Genomic DNA, 13,946 nt, shown 5'->3' with positions numbered 1-13,946 from the left:
GCGGTGGTGATCGGCGACGTTTCCCTTGGTGAAGACAGCTCAGTCTGGCCCAACACCACCATTCGCGGCGATATGCATCGTATCCGCATCGGGGCGCGCACCAGCATTCAGGACAACTCCATTTTGCATATCACCCACGCCGGGCCCTTCAATCCCGACGGCTACCCACTGACGATCGGTGATGATGTGACCGTGGCCCACAGTGTCACCCTGCACGGCTGCGCAATTGGCAGCCGCGTATTGATCGGCATGGGGTGTATTGTGATGGACGGGGCGGTAATCGAAGACGAGGTTGTGCTTGGTGCGAACAGTCTCGTGCCACCGGGCAAAAAACTCGAGTCAGGCAAACTGTATGTGGGCAGCCCCGCCAAACCCGTGCGTGATTTGACCGATAAAGAACGCGAATACTTTAGCTACAGTGCGAACAATTATGCCAAGTTGAAAGATCGGCATATCGTGGAGTTGTCCCGGTAATAAGCTTAAGTCCTGTTAGGTACAGCAGCCGCCAAGCTGAATCGGTGGGCACTTCACCGTGCCGTAGGAACAGAATACGCAGCAGTCTCCTGCCTGCGGTCGCAATACCTTATGGCAGGCAGGACATTCGTAGAAAAACTGACAGGCATCTACTGGCATTGTTTCACGCTGCGATTGACCACAATCCGGGCAGGTGATCTGCGTCTCTAACACTAGCTTTGGCATACGCCACCTCCAACCGGGCGCCAAAGCTCCAGTCCTGATGCCACCAGCATCAGCCCCAGCGCCACGTAAAAAAGTGGCGTACTCCAAGCGAAAGACCACAGCGGGTAGAGCACCAGAAGCACAATGACAGGACCACTAACGCTAAGTAAACCACGCCAGAACACGCCGTGCAGGAACCATTGAATAATACCCAAGAGTAGGGCGATTGCGGCGAACAGCGGCAGCAGAAAATTGATGAAAAGCCCTTCGTAGCGGCTCAGTGCACCCATACCTAGCGCAGCCCCGAGTGCACCCAAGGCCGGGAAGCAACCCGCACAACCAAGCGCCGAGGTAAAAACACCTGCACGCGGAATCAGATCAAGAAAAACCCGTTTTTGCATATCACACCTCCAGATCCGGAAGCATGAACCCTGCAGTCGCTACAGAGTCAATGGCCTAATCAGGCAGTGTAGACCAGCAGGCCGAGGTAGCTGAAGTAGAGCAGGGTGAGCAAGCCGCCTTCCCAGCGCTCGATGCGCCGGCTGCCCTTAAAACTGTAGGCGATGATAAAGAGCATCACCGACAGGCCTATCATGATGGGGTAGTCACGGCTCAGTACTGCCGGGTCGATTTTGCCGGGGGCGATAACACCCGGCAGGGCCATTACGCCCAACAGATTAAACAGGTTGGAACCCAGCACGTTACCCAACGCGATATCGTGCTCGTTTTTACGCACCGCCGCCACCGAGGCGGCCAGTTCTGGCAGGCTGGTGCCAATGGCAACAATCGTAAGACCAATCACCAGCTCACTCACACCCAACGCCTGGGCGATGTCCACCGCCGCCCAGACCATCACGCGCGCTGAAATCAGCAACACCGCAAACCCCAGCGCCAACCAAAACAAGGCCTTGCCCAAGGTCATTTCTTTTTCGAGGGATTCTTCGAACTCACCTGCCAGCGGGTCGTCGATACCGTGTTTGGCTTCCCACAGTTGGCGCAGGATCACCAACGCAAAACCACCCAGCAGTATCGAACCATCCAATACATTCAGCTCGCCATCGCGCAGCAATATCCAGCCAACCAACATCACCAGGATAAGCAGCGGGATTTCCCGGAACAGGATTTTGGAACGCACCTGCAGCGGCGCAACCAGCGCGGTAATACCGAGAATCAGGCCAATATTGGTGATGTTGGAACCCAGCGCGTTGCCCACCGACAAACTGGCCTGACCCTGAAATGCCGCGATGGCCGACACCAGCATCTCCGGTGCAGACGTACCAATACCGACCACCAGAATACCGATAACCAGCGTCGACACACCCAGGATACGCGCAGTTGCGGATGCGCCCAGTACAAACTTGTCCGCACTCCACACCAGCGCAACGAGCCCAACGATCAGTCCGATAACCTGTAACAGCAAAACAATGTTCCTTTAGGTCGGGGAAGTTAGTCCGTGGATTTATTCAGTGATGCGCGAATCTGTTCAATGACCGGGCCAGTATTGGGTCGTATGCCTCGCCAGATACAAAATGATTCAGCCGCCTGCTCCACCAGCATGCCCAGGCCATCAGAAACCGCCCAGGCGGCGTCACCGGCAGCCCAGCGCATAAAGGGCGTTGGGTCGGCCGAATACATCATGTCATAACAGCAGGCTGTTTCACTGAGAAGCTCAGCCGGCAGCGGTGGCAGCTCGCCCGCCATGCTGGCACTGGTGCCATTAATTACCAGATCAAACTGACTGCCGGCCAAACCTTCATAGCGGCAGCCACGCACTTCGCCCAGTTCGCTGAATTCACGCGCCAGATCCTGCGCTTTTTTGACGGTGCGGTTGGCAATGACAATATGCGAGGGGCTGCGTGCCAACAGCGGGCTGAGAATTCCCCGCACCGCGCCGCCAGCACCAAGTATCAGCACCCGGCGGTCGGTAACATCCCACGCCAGGTTCTCCAACATATCGCGCACAATGCCAGCGCCGTCGGTATTGTCACCGTAGATTGTGCCGTCATCCTGTTTCGCGAGGGTGTTGACGGCACCTGCCCGACGGGCGCGGTCGCTGAGCGTATCGGCGAACCGAAATGCATCAACTTTGCAGGGCACTGTGATGTTTAGCCCCTTGCCACCATTATCGAAGAAGCGGTGCGCACTTTCAGCGAACTTTCCCTCTTCAACCAGGTGGGTGCGGTAGATCATATCTTGCTTGCTTTGGGCCGCAAAAGCCGCATGAATTTCCGGCGATTTACTGTGGCGAATGGGATTGCCAAAAACAGCATATTGGTCAGACTGGGACATAAAAAGGCCTTTTCCCGGCTGCACTTACAGCCATTTCCGTGGCTTCAGGTAATGGTCGTAAAGGTCAGCTTCTGGGCTGCCCTTTTCGGGCTGCCAATTATACTCCCAGCGCGCCAGAGGTGGCAGGGACATAAGAATGGATTCGGTACGGCCACCACTTTGCAGTCCGAAATGGGTACCCCGATCAAAAACGAGATTAAACTCGACATAGCGACCCCGGCGATAAAGCTGGAAATTGCGCTCCCGCTCACCCCAAGCCATCGCCTTGCGGCGCTCAACAATCGGCACGTACGCCTTCAAATAGGCGTCACCGACACTGCGCATCAGTGAAAAGCAGCGCTCAAAACCACCTTCATCGAGATCATCAAAGAACAGACCGCCCACACCGCGGGTTTCATCGCGGTGTTTCAGGTAAAAGTATTCGTCACACCAAGCCTTGAAAGTCGGATACACCTCGTCGCCAAAAGGCGCGCAGGCGTCGTGCGCACACTGGTGCCAGTGCACACAGTCTTCTTCAACAGGGTAGTAGGGCGTGAGGTCAAAGCCGCCGCCAAACCACCAGACCGGCGCCTCACCGGGTTTCTCAGCGACAAAGAAACGGACATTTGCATGACTAGTGGGCACATAGGGATTCTCTGGATGAATCACCAGCGACACGCCCATCGCCTGATAGGAACGACCCGCCAGCTCTGGCCGGCGCGCGGTGGCTGACGCCGGCATATTATCGCCGGTGACATGAGAGAAGTTGACCCCGCCTTTTTCTATGACCGTACCGTCGGTCATAATCCGACTGCGGCCGCGCTCCCAGACATCTTCAACAAAAGTGCCTGTTCCGTCGACAACTTCCAGCTCACGGCAAATACGCTCCTGCAGGTCGAGCAGGTAATCTTTGACGGCCTGAATTTCCACGGTTACTCCCGGAACGCTTCGCCCGTAAGGGCATCGAGTATGCGACTTGGACGACTCGCGCCGTCGGTCTCTCCGACCAGATAATAGTCGAGACGTTCCCCGAAATATTGACGAGCCTTAAGTGCAGTGCGCGCCGGGTTGGCGCCCGAAGGATTGGCCGAGGTACTGATCAGCGGACCGCCCACAGTGCGGCTCAATTCGCTCGTGAGCGAGTGCTTGCTGACCCGAATGGCCACAGAGTCATGACTGCCGCGCACCCAAGCCGGCGCCCAACCCTCGGGGTCAGGTACAACAAAGGTAATGGCTGCAGGCCATGCATCAAGCATGCGCTGTCGAACACTGGCAGGCAGAGGATCGAGCAGAGGAGCAAAACAGCTAGCGCTGTGGCCAACCAGAATCAAACCCTTGGCCGGATGGCGCTGCTTGAGATCAAGCAAACGCGCGGTTGCCCCAGGAAACTGCGGCAGGCAGGCCAAACCCCACACCGCCTCAGTGGGGTGTGTGATCAGACCGCCCGCCAAAAGAATGTCTGCGGCGCGCCGGATGCGGAACGCCGAAACGAAGGGCATGATTAGCCGTTCAGACGCTTTTGCAGTTCGGCGTCTTTAGCAATAACCGCATCGGCGTTGGCTTGGCGCTCATCGCGTACAGCCTTGGCCAGCTTCTCGTCCGAGGTCGCCATGATCTGAGCAGCCAGATAAGCAGCGTTCTTGGCGCCGGCTTTGCCGATAGCCAGGGTACCCACGGGAATGCCGCCGGGCATCTGTACAGTAGACAGCAGGGCGTCCAGGCCGTCCAGAGACGCATTTATCGGCACACCCAAAACCGGCTTCACAGTAGCTGCCGCAACGGCACCCGCAAGGTGAGCCGCCATGCCAGCGGCACAGATAAAGGCCGCACAACCGCGGGCGTCTGCATCAGTCACGTAGGCGTGAGTCGCAGCAGGCGTGCGGTGGGCAGAAGTGATTTTCACCTCAAAGGGGATATCAAACTTCTTCAGTACGTCAAAAGACGCTTCCATGGTTGGCAGATCGGAATCTGAACCCATCAGAATAGCAACAAAGGGCTTGCTCATTTCAAAGCCTCCGGTTGGGCCGGCACAGGCCGGTATTTGGAAAAGCGCGGAAAATACCGGAGCCGGCGCCGCAATGCAAGCCCTAGACGAAATCAGCGACGGCGCATTACATGAGCCTAAGTAAGATAGCGGCACCCATACCCGCCATTACGGCATTCTCAGTAAAGCTGACAAAACCCAGCGGCACATCGTAATTGCCGCCCACGCAAGCACAGTTGAGATCCTGCTTATCAACGTAAACGGCTTTGAGGATTGACGTGCCGCCAATCACCCCGACCACCAATGCCACCCACGCCATCGGCGTTAATGCCATGCTACCCAACAGCGCCAGACCCACCGCCAGCTCGAGAAAAGGGTAGGTCCAGCCATAGGTGGGCACTCTGGGCGCCAGCAGATCGTATTGCATGAAGCCATCCACAAAACTGCGAAGATCCATTAACTTGAGACAGGCCAGCAGGCACAGCGAAAACCCCATAAACCCCATCAGCCCTGCGCCACTTGCGAGCGCCATCAGCAGGGCGGTGGCAAATACCGCGACCACCGGTAAATAGGCTTGCAGCTGGCCTTCATCGCTGCCGCCCTCTAACCCAGAGTTCAAGCGTTGGGCCAGCTCGGTGTAACCCCCTATTCGACGACCGTCCAGATAGACCTGAGGGGTTGTCGACACACCTTCCTGACGTTTGAATGCCTCCTCTTCCTCGCGACTGGCAAAGGTATGATCCATAAAGTTGATGTGTTGGCTGGCCAGCAGATCAGCGGCCTTTTTGCCCCAGGGACAGGTGGCGGTGCGGTATACATGCGCCCGCCTGACAATTGTATCCACAAGCTCCTCCTCAAGGTTGTGAAATTGCTTGTCCAAGGACACAGAAGTCGACGCGGCGACGCAAGGGCATTGCGCAATCCGCACAGGATTCGATTATCGGCAGCGCACCCAGCATGCTCCCTGCTGCTCCACCCATCCCTCGAGCTCCAGCGTCAACAGTTCGGGCAGCAACTCATCAACCGCCAGCCGGCACTGCTCGGCCAGTTTATCCAACGGCAGCGGATCATAGCCCAAGGCCTGCAGCAGGCGTTGCTGACCGGGCGCCACAACCGGCGGTCCGGCGCTCACTGTTTGCAACTCCTCCAGCGCGGGCGGCAGCCAGCCAACCCATGCATCGAGGATATCCTGGGCTGACTCCACCAGCGCGGCGCCTTGGCGTATCAACTGATGACAACCGCGAGCCAGCGGATTGTGAATGGAGCCGGGAATAGCAAACACCTCCCGGCCTTGCTCAAGGGCATAGCGCGCGGTAATTAACGATCCGCTGCGCACCGCCGCTTCCACGACCAGCACGCCCAGGCTCAAGCCACTGATCACACGATTGCGCTGGGGAAACTGCTCGCGACGCGGTGGCGTACCAGGGGCAAATTCAGACACCAACAGGCCCTCGGCAAGAATCTGGTCGTAAAGCGCCTGATTGCGACGCGGATAAACCACGTCGATGCCAGAGCCCAGCACCGCGATAGTTGCGCCTTTAGCTGTTAACGCACCTCGATGGCTCGCCGAATCCACGCCCCAAGCCAGGCCACTTGTAATACACAGACCACGCCTGGCCAGATCACCCGCAAAAGCTTCTGCCAGTGCCGCGCCATTGCGCGACACATTGCGACTACCCACCACCGCGAGCTGGGGCTGCTCCAGCAGGGCCAGGTTGCCCGCTGTATACAACAGAGGAGGGGGGTCGGGAATTTCCTTGAGCAGGGCAGGGTAAACCGGGTCGGTATAAACAATGATCTGGCCGCCGAGCGCCAGCAGGGCCGAGAGTTGAGCCGCAGCACGCGCCTCAGCTGCCTCCAGGTACCCGGCGAGGTAGTCTGATCGCAGGCGCAGCCACTCGGGCAAAGCACCCGCCTCGCGACAGACAGCATCGGGCAGGGCCAGTATTTTTTCAGGGGAGGGTGCGTACTGTAGCAAGCGCAGCAACGCGCGACGGGGTAGACCGGGCCACTGCGAAATCAGCAGCCACTGTAATTGCGCAACATCCATGTTTCACTCCAGGCACATCCTGCGCCCTGTTAACGGTTCAGCCCACAGTGTCCAACACCGTGGGCTGATTGATAAGCATGTTTAGCCGGGGTTCTTAACCTTGTCGCCCACTCTCAGGGCTTGGGTCGCAGACAACACCACCGCGTAGGCGAGCTTTTCGTAGCTGCGAAACACCATCAGAAAACCCGCTTCCACATCCGGCACGCGAATAAGCTCTTCAGCCACATCGTCACGCACCAATTCGCCGCGCTGATAGATTGCCATCACATCGCCAGATTTCAACCCATCACGTTCACCGCGATTGAGAATCACGACATCCATACTGCCAACCTGGCTAACACCACCCTCAACCGCAATGATTTCGCCCTCAATTTCACTCGCGGGTGCGCGCGGCTCAAAGCGGCTCTGCAAAGAGCGGTCTTCTTGCGGCAGCAGCCGGTCACCACGACGAATTTCCTGGTTGCTGCGATTGATCTGCAGCGTTGCGATATCGCCATCGAGACCAATACGCTTGCCAGCGCCCACATCCCGAGCCTGAATCCCGAGCAGCTCACCTGTATACGGATCTGTGAAAATCTGCCCGCGACGGTAAATGCCATACACTTTTGCGTCGTTATCAAAGGCGCCGCGAGCGTACAGGGTATCTCCGGCACCAGTCACAATGTGACCTTCGCGACCACTGAGAACGTAGGGCGAACGCTCCAGCAACCCTTGATCCACCACCCGGCTGTTGCTCAGGAAGGGGCCAATCACATCCAGCGAAATAGCGGGAATCGCCTTGTTCAGGTCTGAAATACGCATTTGCGGTGAGAGTTTTACATCGCGATTTTCGGTGGTCTTCTTGACGATGTTTTTCACCAGCCGCGGCTTACCGTCCACCCACACCAGGTAGAGGATATCGCCAGGGTAGATTAGATGGGGGTCGTCCAGCTGCTTGTTGTAGTGCCACAGCTCGGGCCAGAGCCAGGGATCTTCCAGAAAGATAGAGGAAATGCTCCACAGCGTGTCGCCGCGTTTCACCACATATGTTTGTGGATGATCTTGCTTCAGCGCCAGCACATCGGCCAAGACAGACGCCGTGAAGCTGAGAGAAAGCGCCAGACCAAGCAGCAGTCGTTTCATCGTTGTTATCCTCGGGTGGCTCTGTTGGCTCGCCACGCTCTATTGAATACGCCGCTGGCGGCGCAACTTACTGTTCCCCAGCGCGCTGACGACAGCGCGCGCTGTGATATAATAGCCCGTGACTATTACGTTAGCACAAATTGAGTCAATAATGCTTGCTGATCATAATCTTAGCAGCATTACTTGGAAAATCACGACAACTTGATCACAAATGGCCGGCATGTGACTGGCTGCGCCCTGAAAACGGGCCCACGATACAAGTTCACCAGCAACAGGTTCGACAGCAAACGTCATGATTTTGGAAATACTGGAATTCCCCGACCCGCGCCTGCGCACTGAAGCCCAACCGGTGACCAGCGTGGACGATCGCATCCGCACATTGGTGGATGACATGCTTGAAACCATGTACGACGCGCCGGGCATTGGCCTGGCGGCCACTCAGGTCAATGTGCACGAGCAGGTTATCGTCATTGACGTCACCGAAGACAAAAGCGAGCCCCGGGTTTACATCAACCCCGAAATAACGGTTCTGGATCAAGATCTTGGCAGCTACGACGAAGGCTGCCTGTCGGTGCCTGGCTTCTATGAAACCGTTGAGCGCCCGGCACATATCCGGGTCAGCGCGCTGGATCGCGACGGCAATCGCTTTGAGGAAGAGCCCCAGGGCCTGCTGGCCGTGTGCATTCAACACGAAATGGATCATCTCAAAGGCAAGCTCTTTGTCGACTATCTGTCGCCGCTCAAACGCAACCGCATTCGCAGCAAGCTGGAAAAACAGCATCGCCGCACGGCCTCCTGAAGGCCGGATCACCTAAGGACACAGCGTGAACCAACCCCTGCGCCTGATTTTTGCAGGCACCCCTGATTTCGCGGCCAGCCACCTGCAGGCACTGATTGATGCCCGGCAGCACGAGATTGTCGCGGTTTACAGCCAGCCGGATCGACCGGCCGGACGGGGCAAAAAGCTCCAGGCGAGCCCGGTGAAACAGCTGGCGAGCGCCCACAACCTGCCGGTTTTTCAACCCCTCAACTTCAAAACCGATGACGCAGTCGCCGAACTGCACAGCCACCGAGCAGACCTGATGATTGTGGTTGCCTATGGCCTGATTTTGCCCCAGACCATTCTCGATGCACCGCGTCTGGGCTGCATCAATGTGCACGCCTCGCTATTGCCGCGCTGGCGCGGAGCCGCGCCTATACAACGCGCAATTGAAGCCGGCGACAGCGAAACCGGCGTGACCATCATGCAGATGGACGCCGGCCTGGACACCGGTGCCATGCTCCTGAAAACCCACTGCCCAATCGACGACAGCGATACTGCCGGCAGCTTGCACGATAAACTTGCAGCACAAGGCGGGCCGGCGCTGCTCGACGCCGTCAACCAATTGGCTGCAGGCACCTTAAGCGGCGAGGCGCAAAACGACTCCCTGAGTTGCTATGCCCCGAAAATCAGCAAGGACGAAGCCCTCATCAACTGGGCGGAGAGTGCCGATGTGTTGTGCCGTAAAATTCGCGCCTTTAACCCCTTTCCAATCAGCTATACCCAGCTCGGAGAAGACCGCCTGAAAATACAGCGCGCGGCGCTGGCGACCGGCGAGGGCAACCCCGGCGAGATTCTCAATGCCGACAAGTACGGTATTCAGGTGGCCTGCGGCAAGGGCTCGCTGTTGATTACTGAACTGCAACTACCCGGCGCCCGGGCACTGTCTGCCCAGGAAATGCTCAACGCGCGGGCCGAGCGTTTTGCGCCAGGCACCGTTCTGGGGGAGGATTCCAATGCCTGAGGTACGCGCCGCAGCCGCCCGCTGCCTGCAAGCCGTCGCCGAGGGGCATTCGCTAGCACGCGAGCTCCCGCGCTGGGAACAAAAAGTGAAATTCGAACAGCGACCACTGCTGCGCGAACTGTGCTACGGCACCTTGCGACACTTTCCCCGCCTCGACGCGATCGTTTGCCACTCCATCAAAAAACCACTGAAAGACAAAGATGCCGACCTGCTGATGCTGCTCTGTCTCGGTCTGTATCAGCTCGAACATATGCGCATTGCCGATCACGCCGCAATCAACACCACGGTCAACGCCGTGCGCAAACTGAAAAAGGATTGGGCCAAAGGCCTGACCAACGCGGTACTGCGCCGCTACCAGCGCGAACGCGATACGCTGCTCGCACAACTGACACCCGCGGACATCGCAGCCCACCCCGATTGGCTGTATCAGGCGATCACGGAGACCTGGCCGGATCAGGCGGAGCGTATATTCGCCGCCAACAATAGCTATCCGCCCATGTGTCTGCGCAACAATCGTCTTCAACAAAGCCGCGACCACTATTTACAGCAGCTAGCGGCTGCCGAGATTGCAGCCCGCCCCTGCGACTTTGCAGGCGACGGCATTCGCCTGGAAAAACCGCTGGACGTCTCCAAGTTGCCTGGATTTGAAGAGGGCAGTGTCAGCGTGCAGGACGAATCTGCGCAGCTCTGCGCTGATATCCTCGCTCCGCAAAGCGGTATGCGGATTCTCGACGCTTGCGCCGCCCCCGGCGGAAAAAGCGGCCACCTGCTCGAAGCAGCAGCCGGTGAGTTGGCGCTCACCTGCCTGGATATCGACCATACCCGCTTACTACGGGTGCAAGACAATCTGGAGCGCCTGGGCCTGAGCGCCGAGTTGGTCACGGGCGACGCCAGCCAGCCGTCCCACTGGTGGAACGGCGAAGCCTTCGACCAGATCCTGCTGGATGCGCCGTGCAGCGCCACCGGCGTTATCCGCCGCAACCCCGATATCAAGATACATCGTCAGGCTAGCGATATTGCCGCTTTGGCAGCGACCCAATTGCGGTTGCTCAAGGCCCTGTGGCCCACCCTGAAAACCGGCGGCCAGCTGCTGTATGCCACCTGTTCAATACTGCCGGAAGAAAACGACGGTGTTGTAGCGCAGTTTCTCGCACAGGACGATAGCGCGAAGCATCTGCCAATTGCCGCAAGCTGGGGAATCGGACGTAGTGTCGGTCGCCAACTGCTACCCGATGCAGACGGCCACGATGGCTTCTACTACGCTTTATTGGAAAAGATCTGAGTAGAAAACACCTACGCAATCAAGCACACGGGTTAACAAGCTCAGGTAATAGGCCTACAATCGGCGCTAAATTGAGTCAGAGTCTCTGATGAAAATCATCATTCTGGGGGCAGGACAGGTCGGCGGCACCCTCGCTGCCAACCTCGCCAGCGAACACAACGATATCACCATCGTCGATCGCGACGCCGACCGCCTGCAACAACTGCAGGACAAGCTGGATATCGGCACCGTCACCGGCCTGGCTTCCCATCCAGATGTACTGCGCCGCGCCGGGGCCGATGACGCCGACATGCTGATAGCGGTGACCAGCAGCGACGAAGTGAACATGATCGCCTGCCAGGTGGCGTATTCCATGTTCCGGACCCCGACCAAGATCTCCCGGATCCGTTCCCGGGCCTATCTGCTCAACGACAAACTGTTCTGCGACGAATCGGTACCGATCGACGTCATCATAAGCCCTGAGCAGCTGGTTACGCGCTATATCACCCGCCTGCTGGAGTATCCGGGTTCACTGCAGGTGCTGGATTTTGCCGATGGCAAAGTGCAACTGGTCGCGGTAAAAGCCTACTACGGCGGCCCTATGGTCGGCGTGGAGCTGCAAGAACTGCGCAAGCACATGCCCAAGGTAGATACCCGCGTGGCTGCTATTTTCCGTCGCGGTGAAGCCATCCTGCCCAAGGCCGATACCGTGGTAGAAGCGGGAGACGAGGTGTTCTTTATCGCCGCCAAGGACCACATCATGCCGGTGATGTCGGAAATGCGGCGGCTCGATGAATCCTACAAGCGCATTATGATTGCCGGCGGCGGCAATATCGGCGAGCGCCTGGCGCGTGAAATCGAACGCCGCTACTCGGTCAAGGTCATCGAACAAAACTATGGCCGCTGTCGCGCCTTGTCCGAGATACTCAGCCGCGCTGTGGTACTGCACGGCGAAGCCTCCGATCATGAAATGCTAACCGCCGAAAACATCGATAACGTGGATGTGTTCTGTGCGCTGACCAATGATGATGAAGCCAACATCATGAGTTCACTGCTGGCCAAGCGCATGGGCGCGAAGAAAGTCATCACCCTGATTACCAACCCCGCCTACGTGGACCTGGTGCAGGGCATTGAAATTGATATTGCCCTGTCGCCCCAGCAAATCACCATCGGCAGCCTACTGGCCCACGTACGCCGCGGCGACATCACCAACGTACACTCCCTGCGTCGCGGCGCCGCTGAAGCGTTAGAAGTCATCGCCCACGGCGACAGTCGGTCGTCAAAGGTGGTAGGCCGCCGTCTGGACGAAATCGATCTGCCCGAAGGCGTTACCATCGGCGCACTTACCCGAGGCGACCAGGTAATGATCGCTCACAGCCATATTGTGGTGGAACCCGAGGATCACCTGATTCTCTTTCTCGTCGACAAACATAAAATCAAGGAAGTGGAACGCCTGTTTCAGGTTGGTTTCACTTTCTTCTAACGCGGGGCGATTACAAGCATGCATTTCGCAGTTATCGCTCGAATCATTGGCATGCTACTGATGATTTTCAGCGGCACCATGCTGATTCCGGCACTGGTGGCACTGGTGGCGCGCGATGGCGCTGTCATGGCTTTCCTAACAGCCTTTGTATTGTGCTTTGGCTGCGGCGGCATCCTTTGGCTGTTTGTGCGGCGCGCCCAAAGTGAACTCAATATCCGCGACGGGTTTCTGGTGGTGGCCCTATTCTGGACGGTTCTGGGGTGCTTCGGGTCACTCCCGTTTTTACTCGCAGACAGTCTCAGCCTGCCACTGAGTGACGCTGTTTTTGAATCCGTTTCCGGCCTCACTACTACCGGGGCCACAGTAATCACCGGGCTCGACGATTTACCGGTTTCCATTTTATTTTACCGGCAATTGCTGCAGTGGCTAGGCGGCATCGGGATCATCGTTATCGCGGTGGCGATCCTGCCAGTGCTCGGTATTGGCGGCATGCAGTTGTATCGAGCCGAGACACCCGGTCCGGTAAAAGACAGCAAGCTGACACCTCGCATCACCGGCACGGCCAAAGCCCTGTTCCTGATTTACCTTTACTTGACCATTGCCTGCACGCTGGCCTATTGGTTCGCGGGAATGACTTTTTTTGACGCCATCTGCCACGCCTTTTCGACCGTTGCCATCGGTGGCTTCTCCACACATGACGCCAGCCTCGGTTTTTTCGACAACCCAATGATCCTGCTGATCGCAACGGTGTTTATGATGCTGGCGGGCATCAACTTTGCCGTACACTTCTTCACCTGGCGCAGCAAAAGGCTCTACCACTACCTGCGCGACTCCGAAACCCGCTTCTACTTGCTCGCCGTGGCATATCCTGGTCGGGACCGAGTCGGTGAGCAAGCGGAACGTGCCCCGGAACGCGAAGAAACACCCCCACGGGGTGTGCACGTTCGGTGAGACCTTCCCCGTGGAGGACGACCCGGACCTCGGCACGGGCACCGGCCGGTTCGTCGGCACCGCCTGGGTGTTCTACACGGGCTGACGCAGCCGTCTGACGCAGGCCCGGCTCCTCAGGGTGCCGGGTCTGCTCGCTACCATTGCGGCTGGTGAGGGGCGAGCTGGACGACGCTGCGCTGGTCGAGATCGTGCGCCGGGGAGACTATGAGGCGTTCGGGGAGCTGTTCGCGCGCCACCGGGCGGCCGTTCATACCGCCGTCGCCGCCCGGCTGGCCGACCCCGAGGACCGGCGCGACGTGGTGCAGGAGGCGTTCGCCAGGGCGTTCGCACGGCTCGCGACCCTCGCCGACCCGGCCGCGTTCCGG

At 58.2% G+C, this 13,946-nt stretch carries 16 protein-coding genes and 1 pseudogene; 7 read left to right on the top strand and 10 right to left on the bottom strand.

The genetic code is table 11. The annotated features are described in order from the left end of the window. Positions 1-474 (top strand): gamma carbonic anhydrase family protein (locus tag AC222A_RS17140; protein WP_486775321.1); only part of this gene is annotated, 474 nt, incomplete at its 5' end. A 15-nt stretch (positions 475-489) separates the two neighbouring features. Here the strand turns inward: AC222A_RS17140 and AC222A_RS17135 are convergent. From AC222A_RS17135 to AC222A_RS17090, 10 genes are all read right to left on the bottom strand, one after another. Next, entirely contained in the window at positions 490-699 is a 210-nt protein-coding gene (locus AC222A_RS17135) for a GDCCVxC domain-containing (seleno)protein (protein ID WP_372749331.1), read from the bottom strand. Further along, positions 687-1,079, bottom strand: a complete 393-nt coding sequence (locus AC222A_RS17130) for a MerC family mercury resistance protein (protein WP_486775320.1) — start codon at positions 1,077-1,079, stop codon at positions 687-689. Before AC222A_RS17130 ends, AC222A_RS17135 begins: the two co-directional genes overlap by 13 nt. A 59-nt stretch (positions 1,080-1,138) precedes the next feature. Then, positions 1,139-2,098 (bottom strand): calcium/sodium antiporter, encoded by a 960-nt coding sequence (locus AC222A_RS17125; protein WP_372749333.1) that lies wholly within the window; start codon positions 2,096-2,098, stop codon positions 1,139-1,141. Positions 2,099-2,124: 26 nt separating this feature from the next. Continuing rightward, positions 2,125-2,967 carry a shikimate dehydrogenase gene (gene aroE, locus AC222A_RS17120; RefSeq protein WP_372749334.1) on the bottom strand — a complete coding sequence of 281 codons (843 nt, stop codon included), beginning with the start codon at positions 2,965-2,967 and terminating at the stop codon, positions 2,125-2,127. A gap of 24 nt (positions 2,968-2,991) precedes the next feature. Then, a complete protein-coding gene (gene hemF, locus AC222A_RS17115; protein WP_372749335.1) occupies positions 2,992-3,876 on the bottom strand; it encodes an oxygen-dependent coproporphyrinogen oxidase in 885 nt (294 codons plus the stop codon). A gap of 2 nt (positions 3,877-3,878) precedes the next feature. After that, on the bottom strand, positions 3,879-4,445 hold the full coding sequence (locus AC222A_RS17110; RefSeq protein ID WP_372749336.1) for an L-threonylcarbamoyladenylate synthase: 567 nt from the start codon (positions 4,443-4,445) through the stop codon (positions 3,879-3,881). A 2-nt stretch (positions 4,446-4,447) separates the two neighbouring features. Next, positions 4,448-4,951, bottom strand: a complete 504-nt coding sequence (gene purE / locus AC222A_RS17105) for a 5-(carboxyamino)imidazole ribonucleotide mutase (RefSeq protein WP_372749337.1) — start codon at positions 4,949-4,951, stop codon at positions 4,448-4,450. 106 nt (positions 4,952-5,057) lie between these two features. Next, positions 5,058-5,774 carry a MauE/DoxX family redox-associated membrane protein gene (locus AC222A_RS17100; protein ID WP_486775319.1) on the bottom strand — a complete coding sequence of 239 codons (717 nt, stop codon included), beginning with the start codon at positions 5,772-5,774 and terminating at the stop codon, positions 5,058-5,060. 93 nt (positions 5,775-5,867) lie between these two features. Beyond that, positions 5,868-6,980 carry a DNA-processing protein DprA gene (dprA, locus tag AC222A_RS17095; RefSeq protein ID WP_372764919.1) on the bottom strand — a complete coding sequence of 371 codons (1,113 nt, stop codon included), beginning with the start codon at positions 6,978-6,980 and terminating at the stop codon, positions 5,868-5,870. Positions 6,981-7,061: 81 nt separating this feature from the next. Continuing rightward, a complete protein-coding gene (locus AC222A_RS17090) occupies positions 7,062-8,102 on the bottom strand; it encodes a LysM peptidoglycan-binding domain-containing protein (protein WP_372749449.1) in 1,041 nt (346 codons plus the stop codon). A gap of 292 nt (positions 8,103-8,394) precedes the next feature. On the opposite strand from AC222A_RS17090, the gene def reads away from it, so the two are divergent. The 6 genes and pseudogenes from def to AC222A_RS17060 form a co-directional block, all read left to right on the top strand. Further along, complete coding sequence (def, locus tag AC222A_RS17085) at positions 8,395-8,901, top strand: peptide deformylase (RefSeq protein WP_372749448.1); 507 nt, start codon at positions 8,395-8,397, stop codon at positions 8,899-8,901. Between the two features lie 25 nt (positions 8,902-8,926). After that, positions 8,927-9,886, top strand: coding sequence for a methionyl-tRNA formyltransferase (gene fmt / locus AC222A_RS17080; RefSeq protein WP_486775318.1), 960 nt, complete (start codon positions 8,927-8,929; stop codon positions 9,884-9,886). Further along, complete coding sequence (gene rsmB / locus AC222A_RS17075) at positions 9,879-11,168, top strand: 16S rRNA (cytosine(967)-C(5))-methyltransferase RsmB (RefSeq protein ID WP_486775317.1); 1,290 nt, start codon at positions 9,879-9,881, stop codon at positions 11,166-11,168. Before fmt ends, rsmB begins: the two co-directional genes overlap by 8 nt. An 88-nt stretch (positions 11,169-11,256) precedes the next feature. After that, on the top strand, positions 11,257-12,630 hold the full coding sequence (trkA, locus tag AC222A_RS17070; protein WP_372781583.1) for a Trk system potassium transporter TrkA: 1,374 nt from the start codon (positions 11,257-11,259) through the stop codon (positions 12,628-12,630). An 18-nt stretch (positions 12,631-12,648) separates the two neighbouring features. Beyond that, positions 12,649-13,491 (top strand): annotated as a pseudogene (locus AC222A_RS17065) (potassium transporter TrkG); the annotation flags it as partial. 239 nt (positions 13,492-13,730) lie between these two features. Next, a partial coding sequence (locus AC222A_RS17060; RefSeq protein ID WP_486775316.1) for an RNA polymerase sigma factor occupies positions 13,731-13,946 on the top strand: 216 nt, incomplete at its 3' end.

This window comes from Litorivivens sp. (genome assembly GCF_057445395.1).
This window is presented reverse-complemented; position numbering and strand designations above follow the sequence as displayed.